Origin of the sequence: Spirillospora sp. NPDC048823 (genome assembly GCF_043198445.1) — a bacterium.
In the GTDB taxonomy this organism is placed as follows: Bacteria; Actinomycetota; Actinomycetes; order Streptosporangiales; family Streptosporangiaceae; genus Spirillospora.
In genome coordinates this window covers 207,030-220,967 of record NZ_JBICUT010000002.1, presented here as the reverse complement: position 1 = coordinate 220,967, position 13,938 = coordinate 207,030, and the positions used below count along the sequence as shown (strand labels likewise).

Sequence of the window (13,938 nt, the reverse complement as noted above, 5' to 3'; positions counted from 1 at the left end):
TCCGCGGAACCTCCGCTTGAGAGGACACGTCCCACGACCATGCGCCGCCGAATTCTGATCATCGGGCTCATCGCCATCGCCATCTGCGCTTGGGCGTTCTATCCGGCCGTTCTGGCGTACACCTTCGCCGAGGGCGAGCGGGCCACCGCGACCGTCGCCGAATGCGTCGCCGGCTCGGGTCGGGGGGGCCGGGCGACCTGCCACGGCACCTGGCGCACCGAGGACGGAGAGCACGGCGAAGGCGAGATCTACGGACTCGACTACGAGCAGACCCATGGGCGCGACGACGACGCCGTCCCCGTCCGGATCGGCCCCCTGGGCCCCTACGCGAACGGGTGGGGCGGCTCATGGGACTACTTCCTCAGCCTGGTGCCGGTCCTGTTCTTCGCGTTCCTGTTCGTCTGGATCCGCCGGCGGTTCATCCTCCCCGCCCGGAGGCTCGCCGAGTCGCTGCTCGCCGCGTCCGGCGACGTACTCGTGATCTCCGAAAGGGAAGGCGTCCGCCGCCCGGACGGCTCCCCGTACGCCACCGTCACCACGAGCCTGGAGCCCCCGCCCGGCCACCGGCGCCTCGAACTGCCGGGCCGCCCCGCGAGCACCCGTGACCAGCCGACGCTGGGGTCGCGCGACAGCCTGCACCGGTTCCAGTCCGTGGTGGACGCCGCCGGCCGGCCGCTGATGCACCTTGAGCACCGCTCGGACCGCGGGCTGCACCCCGAGCACGTGCTGCTCGACCCGTCGGGCGCCCCGAGGCTGCTCATCCGCCCGGACACCGAGCGGGGCCCCTTCTTCCACCTGCTGCTGGACCCCGCCGGCGCCGGTCTCGGCACCTCCGGGCCCGCCGAGAACCGCAACATGACGACGCTGGAGGTCCGCGATGCCGGCGACAGGCCGGCCGCCACCGCAGCCAAGCTCCGCCGCCGGCGAGTGCTGCGGATGGAGGACGGCGTGCCGCCTCTCCTGCGGGACGCCGCCATCGCACTCGTCCTCATCCAGCTGATCAACATCGACTGACCTGGCCGCCCGAGAACCGGCCGGGCTCACCAGGGGCCGAAGACGCGTTCTCCGTTCGCGGCGATCGCGGTGCACAGCTCCGCCACGTCCACGCCCTTCACCTCCGCCATCGCCCGCACCGTGTGCGGGATCAGGTACGAGGCGTTCGGCTTGCCCCGGTGCGGGATCGGCGTCAGGAACGGCGCGTCGGTCTCCACCAGCAGCAGGTCGAGCGGGGCCGCCCTCAGGGCCTCGCGGAGCGGCTCGGCGTTCTTGAACGTGACGTTGCCGGCGAAGCTCATCACGTAGCCGTTCTCGGCGCAGACCTCCGCCATGGCGGCGTCGCCCGAATAGCAGTGGAAGACGACCCTGTCGGGCGCGCCCTCCTCGCTCAAGATGGCCAGCACGTCGTCGTGGGCGTCGCGATCGTGGACGACCAGCGCCTTGCCGGTCCGCTTCGCGATCGCTATGTGCGCGCGGAAGGCGCGGTGCTGGTCGTCCTTCGGCGCCCAGTCGCGGTAGTAGTCCAGGCCCGTCTCGCCGATGGCGCGGACCTTCGGGTGCGCCGCCAGCCGCTCGACGTCGTCCAGGACGGCGCCGGAGACCCCGGTCGTCTCGTTCGGGTGGATCGCCACCGCCGCGTACACCTCGTCGAACTCGCCGGCGGCCTCCACCGCGAAACGCGACGACGGCAGATCGCAGCCGATCGTGACGATCCGGGCGACTCCCGCCGCCTTCGCCGACCTGAGCTGCTCCTGCACGGGCGTGTCGACGATGTCGAGGTGGCAGTGGCTGTCGAACACGTCGACCGGCAGGCGTTCGGGAAGCGGCGGGAATGAGCGCGAGCTCTGCCCGTCCCCGTCGCGGCTCACCGGTTCTCCAGGCGGGCGAGTTCCTCGTCGACGACGGACGAGTCCAGCTTCGTGAACAGCGGAGTCGGCTTGGTCAGCGGAACGCCCGGCTTGACCGGTATGGACTCCCAGCGCGCCTCGGTCGCGTAGTCGCCGGTCAGGATGCGGTAGTCCGGGCCGCCCTCCTCGGAGACCGTCTTCAGCTCCGGCATGCCGCTCCACACGCCCCGCCCGCCGAGCATCTCGTACACCTTCTGCGACGAGTTGGGCAGGAACGGCGTCAGCAGCGTCTTGGCGTCGTCGACGACCTGCAGCGCGGTGTGCAGGATCGACTGGACGCGTGCCGGGTCGTCCTTCAGTTTCCACGGCGCCTGGTCCGACAGGTACCGGTTGGCGTCGCGGACGACGTCCAGCGCCTCGGTGATCGCGTTCTTGAACCGCGACCGCTCGAGTTCGGCGCCCACCGCCCGGAACGCGTTGCGGCTGCGCTCCATCAGCGCCCGGTCGGCGTCGGTGAGGTCGCCCGCCTCGGGGACCGCGCCGAAGTTCTTCGCCGCCATGTTCACCGAGCGGTTGACGAGGTTGCCCCACGCGGCGACCAGCTCGTCGTTGTTGCGGCGGACGAACTCCGACCACGTGAAGTCGGTGTCCTGGTTCTCCGGCCCGGCGATCGCGACGTAGTACCGCAGTGCGTCCACGTCGTAGCGCTCCAGGAAGTCCTGCACGTAGATGACGACCTGGCGGGACGAGGAGAACTTCTTGCCCTCCATCGTCAGGAACTCCGACGACACGACCTCCGTCGGCACGTTCAGCGCCCCGAGCGAACCGGCCGTGCCGCCCTTGTCGCCCTGGCCGGAGTAGCCGAGCAGCATCGCCGGCCAGATCTCCGCGTGGAAGACGATGTTGTCCTTGCCCATGAAGTAGTACGACAGGGCGTCCGGGTCCTGCCACCAGGCCCGCCACGCCTCCGGGTCGCCCGCGCGCCGCGCCCACTCGACGGACGCCGAGAAGTACCCGACGACCGCGTCGAACCACACGTACAGCTTCTTGGCCGGGTTGTCGCGCCAGCCGTCCAGCGGGATCGGCACGCCCCAGTCGAGGTCGCGGCTGATCGCCCGCGGCTGCAGGTCGTCCAGCAGGTTCAGCGCGAACTTCAGCACGTTCGGCCGCCACGCCAGCGACCCGCCCTGCTTGCCGCGCAGATACCGGCCGAGGACCTCGGTGAACGCGGGCAGGTCGAGCATGAAGTGCTCGGTCTCGACGAACTTCGGCTTCTCCCCGTTGATCCGGGACACCGGGTTGATCAGGTCGACGGGGTCGAGCTGGTTGCCGCAGTTGTCGCACTGGTCGCCGCGCGCCCCGTCGTACCCGCAGATCGGGCACGTGCCCTCGATGTAGCGGTCCGGGAGCGTCCGGCCGGTGGACGGCGAGATCGCGCCCATCGTCTTCTGCGGAAAGATGTAGCCGTTGTCGTACAGGCCCTTGAAGATCTCCTGGACGACCGCGTAGTGGTTCAGCGTGGTGGTGCGGGTGAACAGGTCGTAGGACATGCCGAGGCCGTGCAGGTCCTCGGCGATCACGCCGTTGTAGCGGTCGGCGAGCTCGCGGGCGGTCACGCCCTCCTTGTCGGCCTGCACCTGGATCGGGGTGCCGTGCTCGTCGGTGCCGCTGACCATCAGGACCTTGCTGCCCGCCATCCGCTGGTAGCGGGAGAACATGTCGGCGGGCAGCGCGAAACCGGAGACGTGCCCGATGTGACGGGGCCCGTTGGCGTACGGCCATGCGGGCGCGGTCAAGATGTGACGGCTTGACGAGGACATGAAATCAAGGGTAGTCGCGTCACAGGGGCCCGTGTGCGCGAGTAGCCTGGTCCGGCGTCCCGGCGGCAGGACGCTCCCCCGCCGTGCAGCGTCCCCGTAACAGCAGGCTCCGTAGAAGGCAGAAGCGAAGCATGGCCCACACCACGGCCGACGAGCAGGGCGTCGAGCAGGCGGCGGGAGACGAGGGCACCGAATCGGATCGGCCGGGCCGGCCCGGCCGCGCGGCGGCCGCACGGGTGGTCTCCCGGCTGCGGCGGACACGGCGGGTGGTGTGGCTGACCCTGCTGGTGGCGGCGGCCACGGTGCTCGTGCAGTGGGTGATCATGACGCCGCCGCTGTACTTCGACCCGTACTACGTGTGGCTCGCCGCCCGATCCTGGCCCGACATCCCGCTCACGACGTGGCCGTACGACGAGGTCCCCCACCAGGTCACCCGGATCGGTCTCGTGCTTCCCGCGCGGCTCGTCCAGGAGATCCTCGGGCCCGGCGAGACCGCCTACTTCGTCGTGGCCGCGCTCGGCGGCTGCGCGTTCTTCGCCGGGACGTACCTGGTCGTCCGGTCCCTGTTCGGGGACGTGGCGGGGCTGGCGTCCGCGGCGATCCTGCTCGTCCACCCGTTCTTCACGCTGACGAACCCGTACGGCCACGAGATCACCTGGTCGACCGGGGTGGTGCTGCCGGACATGCCGGGCGCCGGGCTGTTCGCGACCGGGATGGCCGGCCTGGTCGTCGCGAGCCGCAGGACCGGGCGGGCCCAGACCCGCATGCTGCTGGCCGCCGGGGTGTTCCTCGGCGCGTCGTTCCTGGTCCGGGAGTTCCTGGCGTTCCTGTTCCTCGCCATCCCCGTGTACCTGGCGCTGCTGCGGATCCCGTGGCGGCGCAACGTCACGGTCGGCGCGCCGATGCTCGCGATCCTGGTGCTCAACCTCGTCCACAACCAGCTGGTCTGGGGGACGCCCCTCGCCGGGCTGGCGTCGGCCGCCACGCACGGCGGCCAGTCCCGCGACTACGTGACGCGCGAACTCGCGCTCCGCTCCTTCACGCGCGCGATGCACGACTGGCATCCGCTCGGCCTCGTCTTCACCGCCGCGCTGGCGCTCACGATCGTCGGCTGGGCGGTCACCCGCGACCGGCGGCTCGCGCTGGTCCTGGTGTGGTTCCTCACCCTCGCCGTCCCGCTGACGCTGTTCTCCGGCGTCCTCGACCCGAACGACATCAAGCTGCGGGCGTGGCTGCAGCGGTACTGGTTCGCGGTGCTGCCCGCGCTCCTCGCCGGCGGGTTCGGGTCATTGACCCTGATGGTGCGGATGCTGCCCGCCGGGCTCACGTCCCGGCTGCGCCCGCTCGCCGTCGTGCTCGTCGGCGCCGTACCCGTCGCGCTCGGCGGTGCGTACGCGGTCGCCGCCGTCCGCGCCGTCCCCGACCTGCCGCGCGACAAGGCGTGGGACGAGCTGCGCGGCTACCTCGGCGAGCACCGCGAGATCACGCTGATCTGCGCCGACCGGCGGCTCGCGCAGACCCTCACGTTCTACACGCGGGACGTGTGGGGCGACCCGGTGTGGCGCGGCGAGATCCGCGACTTCCCGCACTATCTGCCGAAGGTCCCGAGGAACGCGACCGAGGGGCCGATGCTCTACACGCGCTGGCGCGGCATGGAGTCGCAGATCGGCGGCGGCTGGCAGCCGTCCACCGAGCGGGGCTGGACCCTCATGTGGCGCTCCTCCGACGGCGTCCTCCAGATCTGGAACCCTCCGGCTCCGCCTCCGGGGAGCTAGCGGGACCAGGCGACCCAGTCGCCTTCGATGGTGCGGCGGCTGTCGACGACGCGCCAGCCGGGCGGGGCTCCATGCGGCCAGGACGCGGTGTCGGGGACGTCCTTCGGCCACGCCAGGACGACGACGTCCACGTTCTGCGGCGGCGGGGTCCACCGGGCGTTGAAGACGCTGCCCTCGCTCCACCACGCCCAGTAGTAGTGCGAGAGCCGGATCGTCCACGGGACGTTCCAGTCGATGGCGATGGACCGCCGGCCGCGCAGGTCGATGCTCTGCCGGATGTCGGTGTGCGCGGTCGCGTCGCGCACCAGCGGGCGGGCGATGCGGTCGGTGGCGGTGAGGCACATCCCCACGGCGACGACCGCCAGCACCACCGCGAGCAGCAGCGGGCCACGGCGCCGCAGCCGGACGAGCACGACGGACGCGATGAGCAGCACGAGACCGGCCAGGGTGGCGTGCCACAGGCGGAACGACGTCCAGTCCCAGGTGAGGAACGCCGTCTCGGGGAAGTCGTAGGCCGTGTAGGTGTACCGGGTGAGCAGGTCGCCCGCGTACCACTGGACGACGCACGCGGCGGTGAGGATCAGGGTGGCCGCCGCGGCCGACGCCCACAGCAGCGTCCGCTGCGACGCGCGCAGCAGGACCGCGACACCGGCGATGAACAGGACCGGCGTGATGCAGGCGAGGTAGCGGCCGTACACGTAGTTGCCGATGCGGTACTCGACGGGCAGGGCAGCCGAGGTGGCGAACGCGATGCCCGCCACGATCGCGACGACGGCGAGTGCGAGCGCCCGCGTCCGCCCGGACGTGCCGTACGCGCCCGGTGTGCCTGGTGTACCCGACAGGGCGGACTCGGCGGCGGAGGGGCGGATCGCGGCGAACGCGACGGCGACGAGGCCGACCGCCGCCATGCCGCCGGTGGCGACGGCCTGGTACCAGACCTGGCCGGTGCCGAGCGACAGAATCCACGCCCACCCGTCCTCGCCGGTGAGCCGCCGCGCGACGTTGCCGCCGAGGTCGTTGTCGCCGTGCGGGTACATGTGCGGCAGCAGCGACCGGTTCAGCAGCGTCCCCGCGGCCGTCCCGGCGGCCGCGGCGAGCGCGGCGACGGACACGCCGCGCCACGACCGCCACCGGCACACCAGAGCGACCGCCAGCAGCGCCGCGTGCACGGCCAGCAGGATCGCGCCGCGCGAGTGGCAGGCGTAGGCGTAGGCGGCGAGGAGCGACGCGCCCGTCCCGGCCAGGTGCAGGCGGGAGGCCGCGCGCCGGTCCGCGGGGGGTGGGGCGTTCAGCCAGGTGTGGACGAGCAGCAGCCAGCCGGTCAGGATCAGCGGCAGGACCGCGTCGGTCAGCACGAACCCGGAGTAGAACAGGACGCACGGCAGCATCGCCGTCACGTGCGCGAAGACGTACGACCATCGCCCGCCGACCCGCAGGCGGCGCAGCAGCAGGAAGGCGAGCGGCAGCATCGCCGCGCCGACCAGCGCGTTGATGACCAGGGCGGCGCGGTAGACGCCGACCGGTTCGTCGCCGAACCAGAACGCGGGCGTCAGCAGCAGCGGATACCCGCCCCGGTAGATCGTCCCGAACGACATGTCGGCGTCGGGACCGCCGGTCAGGACGCGGGCGGCGAACAGGTAGCCGGACTCGTCCGGTGTCGCCACCGGCACCGTCTGCCCCGAGCTCAGCCAGAGCCGCACCGCGACCTGCGCGAGCCAGCCGAGGCCGAACAGCCAGGCCCAGCGGCGTCGGCTCGCCCCGGCGTGAACGGCGCCCGGGTCGGCGGGGGCGACCGGTGGTCGTGCGACGGCCTGGGACGTGGTCTCGGCGTCCGCCGGTATTCGCGTGCTCATCGACGTACGGGCCCCCCGGGCACGGGCTGGCGGGCCGGCCGTCAACTCCCGGCCGAGCCGTCCTCGTCGACGTCGCCCTCGGACGCCTGCACCCCCGCCTTCACAGAGGCCGCCTTCGCAGGGGCCGCCTTCGCGGCGGCGCGACCTGCGGGGATCTTGTCCGCCTCGGTCTTCTCGGCACGCCCGGCGGCCGTCTCCGGCTCCTCGGCCTCGCCCCGGGCGACCTTCTGCGCGGCGGCGTCCACGACCCCGGCGGCCTCCTCGGCCGCGTCGGTGAGCGGCGGGTGCTGGCGGCGGCGGATGCCGAGGATGCTGACGAACAGCGAGGCGAAGATGGCCTGGAAGCTCATCACGAGCGCGGTCGCGGCGGGGACGACGATGCGCAGCGACTCACGCGGGTCCAGTTCGCCGAAGCTGTTGACCCGCCAGTGCAGCAGCGACGCGACGAGACCGGCCAGACCGGCGGCCGCGAGCAGGCCGCCGAGCAGCAGCCCGCGCTCCAGGCTCCACCAGTCGATGATCTTCTGGACGCGGCCGTCGTGCGGCAGGAATCCCTCCTGCATCGCGTACACCTTCGTCAGCAGCGCGAACAGCACCGCCTGGAAGCCGATGACCAGTGCGGCGCCGGCGCCGACCAGGGTGTCGACGTCGAACGCGATCTCCCCGACCGTGACCGGTCCGGTCGACAGCGCGACTCCGGCGACCAGTCCGAGAGTCATGAAGACGAGACCGGGGATAAGGAACAGCCAGCGCGGGCTGTAGAGCATGAGGAAGCGGAGATGACGCCACCCGTCACGCCAGGTGTTCAGATGCGGGGCGCGCGTCCGCCCGTCCGGCGAGAGCGTCGTCGGGACCTCGCGGATGTCGTATCCCTGCAGGGTCGCCTTGACGACCATCTCGCTGGCGAACTCCATGCCGCCGGTCTGCAGCCCGAGCCGCAGGATCGCCTCCTTGTCGAAGGCGCGCAGCCCGCAGTGGAAGTCGCCGCTCTTGCTGCCGAAGAACAGCCGGCCGACGAAGCTGAGCACCGGGTTGCCGAGGTAGCGGTGCAGCGGCGGCATGGCCCCCTCGGCGATGCCGCCCTTGAAGCGGTTGCCCATGACGAGGTCGGCGCCGTCGCGCAGCTCGTCGAGGAACGGCCCGAGGGTGGTGAAGTCGTAGGAGTCGTCGGCGTCGCCCATGGCGACGTACCTGCCGCGCGCGGCGGCGATCCCGCCCATCAGGGCGTTGCCGTATCCCTTTTCGATCACCGGCACGACCCGCGCTCCCGCGTCGCGGGCGAGCTGCTGGCTGCCGTCGGTGCTGCCGTTGTCGGCGATGACCACCTCGCCGTCGATACCCTTGTCCTCGAAGAAGCCGATCGTCTTGCGGACGCAGGTTTCGACCGTCTCGGCCTCGTTCAGGCATGGCATCACTACGGAGAGTTCCACGCGATCTCCTTCGTTACCCCTGGTGACCGTCTGCGGTGTTTTCCACTAATCTCTTGGGTTCCGCGGGGCGGCCCGTCGTCGGTTCATGATGCCTGCCGGGGACGGGTAATGATGGCCGCTCTCGTCAAGAGCACCCGTATCGTGTTGCGCACTTGCAACCGAAAGACCCTCTCCGCCACGGTCGCGGGCGGCAGGCTAGGACGTCAAGCATACGGGCACAGCGGCCCGGAAAGGTTGGGTCGGCTGTGACGCGCGACGGGGAACGCAGTGCCACCGGACCGGGGGCCGGACACCGAAGGGGAGGTGCGGCAGTGGCGGGCGAATCGCCGCAGGGCACGGCGCTCGGCACGGCGCCGGGCAGGGCGGCCGACGATGCCGCGTCGGACGGGGCCGCGTCGGACGGGGCAGCGCCGGGCGGGACGGCGCCGGGCGGGACGGCGCCGGGCGGTGCCGCGGGGGGCGCCGGCGACGCGGGCGCGGGGGACGGATCCGCCGAGGTCACCCCCGCCGGGCGGCCGGGCGTGGCGGGCACCGCGGCACGCCGCGACACGCCCGGTGGGACGAAAAGCGCCGGAAAATCGGCCGGCGACATTAAGGACGGGCCGAAATCCGGCACATCGTCTGTCTCAAAATCCGGTCCGGTGCGTACGGCCGACACCGCCGACAGGCCCGGCCGAGGCGACGAAACGCCTGATGAGAGCGTCGATTCCGGACGCCGGCGGCGCGCCCGCGGGCTGTGGACGCTGGCACGCCGCCATCCGGCCTTCAGTGTGATCATTGCCATAGCGGCACTGCTCCGGGTCATCGCGATGCTCGGCTACCAGCCGGTGATGTTCTTCAACGACAGCTTCGACTACCTGCACGTCGCGACCGACCCGTACCCGCACCCGCTGCGTCCCGACGGCTACGCCTTCCTGCTCATCCTGCTCAAGCCGTTCCACAGCTTCGCGCTCGTCGCCGCCGTCCAGCACCTCATGGGCCTGGCCATGGGCGTGATGATCTACGCGTTGCTGCGGCGCAAGTTCCGGCTGCCCGGCTGGGGCGCCGCGCTCGCCGCCGCGCCCGTGCTGCTGGACGCCTACCAGCTGCAGCTCGAGCACCTGGTGCTGTCCGACACGATGTTCATGTTCCTGGTGATGAGCGCGGTCACGCTGCTGCTGTGGCACGACCGCCCGTCCTGGCGGATCGCGGCGGCGGTCGGGCTGATCATCGGGCTGTCCTGGCTGACCCGCTCGGTCGGGATGCCGGTGCTCCTCGGCGTGCTGGTGTACATGCTGATCCGGCGCAGCGGCTGGAAGCTGATGGGCGTCACGCTGGCGGCCTGCATGCTGCCCGTCCTGTCCTACATGGGCTGGTACAAGCTCGACAGCGACAAGTTCGCGATCACCGAGAGCAACGGGATCTTCCTGTACGCGCGGGTCTACAAGTTCGCCGACTGCCACCAGATGAACGATCTGCCGGTCCGCGAATACCCGCTGTGCACGGAGCCGGCGAACCGGCTGCCCAACTCACAGGACGGCATCTGGAACGCCCAGTCCCCGCTGAACCGCTACACCGGCACACGGTTCGGCCCCGAGAACAACGCGCTGGGCAACGACTTCGCCAAGCGGGCGATCATCGCGCAGCCCGGCGACTACCTGCAGGTGGTCGCGTACGACTTCTTCCGGGTCTTCCGATGGGAGCGGACGACGTTCCCCGACCCGGACACCTACAAGCAGTACGAGTTCCGCAAGACCACCAGCAGGACGCTGCCCGACTGGAAGATGGACGGCAACTCGATCGCGTCCGCCGAGGCGAAGGCGTACGAGAACGGCGACGCCGAGACCCGGGTCGTCGAGCCGTTCGCCGGTGTCGCCCGCGGCTACCAGGACGTCTTCTACCTGCGCGGGACGATGGTCGGCGGCATCCTGCTCATCGGCCTCGCCGGGCTCGTCCCGCTGTGGCGCCGCTTCGGCGGCCAGGCGCTGCTGCCGTGGACGCTCGCGACCGGGCTGCTGCTGGCGCCGGCGGCCACCGCCGAGTTCGACTACCGGTACGTGCTGCCCGCCGTCCCGCTGGCGGCGCTCGCCGCGGGGATGGCGTTCACACCGGAGGTCCGCGGTGCGGTCGCCGGGTGGGGACGCCGGCTGCGGCGCGGGGACGGTTCGGGCACGGCCGCCCCGACGGACACGTCGGAGGTCCCGGCCGAACCCGCCGAGCCCAAGGTCCCGGAGGTCGCGGCCAAGTAATCAGGCCGCGTAGCCAGGCCGCGGCAAGTAGTCAGGCCGGGGTCACCAGGCGTGCAGGCGGCGGAGGTGGAACACCATCGCGACGTCGTCGCCGCTGCGCGCCTTCGGCACCTCGTCCCGCCTGCCCCGTACCGCGGACAGCGCCTTCACGTTCTGGCTCTGGCAGCGGGGGCAGCAGCGGTCCATCCAGGGCGTCGTGCAGGGCTGCCCGCCGCGCTCGTAGATGACGGCCTCGTTCCCGTGCCCGTCACCGCAGTGGCGGACCTCCAGTTCCTCGTTCCAGGTCGTCGAGCAGTTCAGACACTCGAAGACCCACGCTTCATGGCTCGACCATGCGTCCCGCACGGCGATCACCCCCCTCGGTGACGCCCTCCATGCGCCGCTGCCCCGGGTTATTCCCCGGACGCGCCGGTTGCATCGCCCGGCGGGTTTACTTCTTCGCCTGGACGACGGCGTCGTAGACCACGCGTTTCGGGGTGCCGTTCTCCTTGGCGACGTCCACGATGGCCTGTTTGCGGGGCGTCCCGGCGTCCACCCGCGCGGCGACGGCGGCGGCGAGGTCGGCCGGATCCGAGAGCCCTTCAGGCTCGGGCGCACCGCCGACCACCAGCGTGATCTCGCCGCGGACGCCGTCGTCCGCCCACGCGGCCAGTTCGCCGAGCGTCCCGCGGCGGACCTCCTCGTACGTCTTGGTCAGCTCCCGGCAGACGGCGGCCGGACGGCCGGCACCGAACGCGTCCGCCATCGACGTGAGCGTGTCGGCCAGCCGGCGCGGCGACTCGAAGAACACCATCGTGCGGGGCTCGGCGGCCAGCGCGGCCAGCCGCCGGGACCGCTCGCCCGGCTTGCGCGGCGGGAAGCCCTCGAAGCAGAACCGGTCGGTGGGCAGGCCCGACACCACCAGCGCGGTCGTGACGGCGGACGGCCCGGGCAGCACCGAGACCGGGACCCCCTCGGTGACCGCCGCGCGGACGAGCCGGTATCCGGGGTCGGACACGCCCGGCATGCCCGCGTCGGTGATCACGAGGACGTCCCGTCCGGACAGCAGTTCCGCCAGCAGTTCGGCCGCCCTGGCCTTCTCGTTCTGGTCGTAGTACGACACGATCCGCGCGGTGACCTCCACGCCGAGGTCGCCCGCCAGCCTGCGCAGCCGCCGGGTGTCCTCCGCGGCGATCACCGGGGTGCCGGCGAGCGCCGCCCGCAGCCGGGCGGAGGCGTCCTCGGCACGCCCGATCGGCGCCGCCGCGAGCAACAGGGTCCCCATCACGCACCCATTCTCCCAGCGGAGCGACCCATGGAAGCCAATGAGGCGCCTTGCGGCCTGAGTAACGCAATAAACTCCCAAGATGGCGACAACGGATCTGGTCCCCGCCCCGGCCGTTGGGTCCCGGCGGATGCCGCCCCCGCTCCGGGAGTGGATGGCGCCCGCGATCCCGGGCAGCCCGCTGCTGTCCTGGCTGGGCCCGCTGCTGGTGACGCTCTTCGCGGGCTACCTGCGTTTCGACCGGCTGGGGACGCCGAAGACGGTCGTCTTCGACGAGACCTACTACGCCAAGGACGCCCTGGCGCTGCTGGAGTTCGGCTGGGAGCACAACACCGTCGAGAACGCCGACAAGATGCTGATCGCCGACCAGAACGCGAACATCTGGGGCGAGGGCGCCGCGTTCGTGGCGCACCCGCCGTTCGGCAAGTGGATGATCGCGATCGGTGAGTGGATGTTCGGCGCGACACCGTTCGGGTGGCGGTTCATGCCCGCCCTCGTCGGGACGCTGTCGGTGCTGATCCTGTGCCGGGTCGCCCGCCGGATGACCGGCTCGACGCTGCTCGGCTGCGCCGCCGGGCTGCTGCTGGCGCTGGACGGCCTGCACTTCGTGACCAGCCGGGCGGCCCTGCTGGACATCTTCGTGATGTTCTGGGTCCTCGCCGGGTTCGCGTGCCTGGTGGCCGACCGGGACCGGTCCCGCCGCGTCCTCGCCGAGAAGATCGAAGGTGGGACCACGTCGGTCCACGGGCCGTTCCTCGCGCACGGCTGGCGGTACGGCGCGGGGATCTGCCTCGGGCTGGCCTGCGCCACCAAGTGGACGGGCCTCTTCTATGTCGCCGCGTTCGGGCTGATGGTGGTGCTGTGGGACTACGGCGCCCGCCGCGCGGCCGGGGTCCGCGCGCCGTTCGCCGGGACGATGCTGCTGGAGGCCGTTCCCGCGTTCGTCCAGATCGTCGTGGTGGGGCTGGTGACCTACGTGGCGACCTGGTGGGGCTGGATCTTCCGGCCGGGCGGCTGGGGACGCGGCGACGTGTCCGGCAATCCGCTGTGGCGGCCGTTCGAGGCCCTGCCGGACCTGTGGCGCTACCACGGGCAGATCCTCGGCTTCCACAGCGGGCTGGACGACAAGCACCCGTACCAGTCGTGGCCGTGGGACTGGCCGATACTGCGGCGTCCGGTCGCGTTCTTCTACACCGAGCCGAAGAACGCCTGCGGCGATGCGGGGCGCTGCTCCCGCGAGATCCTCGGGATCGGGACGCCCGCGCTGTGGTGGGGTGCGCTGGTCGCGCTGGTCGCCGTCGCCTTCATCTGGATCATGCTGCGGGACTGGCGGGCGGGGGCGATCCTGCTCGGGTTCCTCGCCGGCTGGCTGACCTGGTTCCCCTCGGCGTTCAGCGAGCGCACGATGTTCCTGTTCTACGCGACGCCGCTGATCCCGTTCATGGTGCTGGCGGTCGTCCTCGTGCTGGGGTTCCTGATAGGGCCCGCCCCCGCCAGAGTGGGCGGCGCGCACGGGCCGGAGGTCGCCCAGGCGGCGGGGACGCGGCGGCTGGTCGGCGCCGCGGCCGCCGGGGCGTTCCTGCTGGTGGTGCTGGCGAACTTCGCGTACTTCCATCCGATCCTGACGGCCCAGACGATCCCCTACGACGACTGGCACGAACGGATCTGGTTCCAGTCCTGGGTCTGACCGCCGCCCGCTCCTGGGTCCGACCTCCGGCGGCGGG

General features: G+C 71.6%; 10 protein-coding genes. 4 read left to right on the top strand and 6 right to left on the bottom strand.

Going from position 1 to position 13,938, the window contains the following annotated elements; all coding sequences use genetic code 11:
* The first annotated feature begins 39 nt into the window (after positions 1-39).
* The gene (locus ACGFK0_RS04625; protein WP_392900088.1) at positions 40-1,014 is read left to right on the top strand and encodes a hypothetical protein; all 975 of its coding nucleotides are present in this window, start codon (positions 40-42) and stop codon (positions 1,012-1,014) included.
* Between the two features lie 26 nt (positions 1,015-1,040).
* Here ACGFK0_RS04625 and ACGFK0_RS04620 read toward each other — a convergent pair whose 3' ends face one another.
* Positions 1,041-1,865: a TatD family hydrolase gene (locus tag ACGFK0_RS04620; RefSeq protein WP_392900085.1), complete on the bottom strand. Its 825-nt coding sequence runs from the start codon at positions 1,863-1,865 to the stop codon at positions 1,041-1,043.
* Positions 1,862-3,664, bottom strand: coding sequence for a methionine--tRNA ligase (gene metG / locus ACGFK0_RS04615; RefSeq protein ID WP_392900082.1), 1,803 nt, complete (start codon positions 3,662-3,664; stop codon positions 1,862-1,864). Before metG ends, ACGFK0_RS04620 begins: the two co-directional genes overlap by 4 nt.
* Before the next feature lie 131 nt (positions 3,665-3,795).
* On the opposite strand from metG, the gene ACGFK0_RS04610 reads away from it, so the two are divergent.
* On the top strand, positions 3,796-5,439 hold the full coding sequence (locus ACGFK0_RS04610; RefSeq protein ID WP_392900079.1) for an ArnT family glycosyltransferase: 1,644 nt from the start codon (positions 3,796-3,798) through the stop codon (positions 5,437-5,439).
* Here ACGFK0_RS04610 and ACGFK0_RS04605 read toward each other — a convergent pair.
* Together ACGFK0_RS04605 and ACGFK0_RS04600 are read right to left on the bottom strand one after the other, a co-directional pair.
* Entirely contained in the window at positions 5,436-7,292 is a 1,857-nt protein-coding gene (locus tag ACGFK0_RS04605; RefSeq protein ID WP_392900076.1) for a hypothetical protein, read from the bottom strand. The genes ACGFK0_RS04610 and ACGFK0_RS04605 overlap by 4 nt on opposite strands.
* Positions 7,293-7,333: 41 nt before the next feature.
* Positions 7,334-8,722: a glycosyltransferase family 2 protein gene (locus tag ACGFK0_RS04600; protein ID WP_392900073.1), complete on the bottom strand. Its 1,389-nt coding sequence runs from the start codon at positions 8,720-8,722 to the stop codon at positions 7,334-7,336.
* Between the two features lie 641 nt (positions 8,723-9,363).
* Between ACGFK0_RS04600 and ACGFK0_RS04595 the strand changes: the two genes are divergently transcribed.
* The gene (locus tag ACGFK0_RS04595) at positions 9,364-10,950 is read left to right on the top strand and encodes a hypothetical protein (protein ID WP_392900070.1); all 1,587 of its coding nucleotides are present in this window, start codon (positions 9,364-9,366) and stop codon (positions 10,948-10,950) included.
* A 42-nt stretch (positions 10,951-10,992) separates the two neighbouring features.
* On the opposite strand, the gene ACGFK0_RS04590 is transcribed toward ACGFK0_RS04595, so the two are convergent.
* Positions 10,993-11,295 carry a hypothetical protein gene (locus ACGFK0_RS04590; protein ID WP_392900067.1) on the bottom strand — a complete coding sequence of 101 codons (303 nt, stop codon included), beginning with the start codon at positions 11,293-11,295 and terminating at the stop codon, positions 10,993-10,995.
* 85 nt (positions 11,296-11,380) lie between these two features.
* Positions 11,381-12,214 (bottom strand): 16S rRNA (cytidine(1402)-2'-O)-methyltransferase, encoded by an 834-nt coding sequence (gene rsmI / locus ACGFK0_RS04585; RefSeq protein ID WP_392901425.1) that lies wholly within the window; start codon positions 12,212-12,214, stop codon positions 11,381-11,383.
* Positions 12,215-12,296: 82 nt separating this feature from the next.
* Between rsmI and ACGFK0_RS04580 the strand changes: the two genes are divergently transcribed.
* The gene (locus tag ACGFK0_RS04580; protein ID WP_392900064.1) at positions 12,297-13,901 is read left to right on the top strand and encodes a dolichyl-phosphate-mannose--protein mannosyltransferase; all 1,605 of its coding nucleotides are present in this window, start codon (positions 12,297-12,299) and stop codon (positions 13,899-13,901) included.
* Positions 13,902-13,938 lie beyond the last annotated feature (37 nt).

What these genes read in the sequence shown, in the direction of transcription:
- ACGFK0_RS04610 (WP_392900079.1), top strand. Translation starts at nt 3,796, where the DNA reads ATGGCCCACACCACGGCCGACGAGCAGGGCGTCGAGCAGGCGGCGGGA.
- ACGFK0_RS04580 (WP_392900064.1), top strand. Translation starts at nt 12,297, where the DNA reads ATGGCGACAACGGATCTGGTCCCCGCCCCGGCCGTTGGGTCCCGGCGG.
- ACGFK0_RS04625 (WP_392900088.1), top strand. Translation starts at nt 40, where the DNA reads ATGCGCCGCCGAATTCTGATCATCGGGCTCATCGCCATCGCCATCTGC.
- metG (WP_392900082.1), bottom strand. Translation starts at nt 3,664, where the DNA reads ATGTCCTCGTCAAGCCGTCACATCTTGACCGCGCCCGCATGGCCGTAC.
- rsmI (WP_392901425.1), bottom strand. Translation starts at nt 12,214, where the DNA reads ATGGGGACCCTGTTGCTCGCGGCGGCGCCGATCGGGCGTGCCGAGGAC.
- ACGFK0_RS04605 (WP_392900076.1), bottom strand. Translation starts at nt 7,292, where the DNA reads ATGAGCACGCGAATACCGGCGGACGCCGAGACCACGTCCCAGGCCGTC.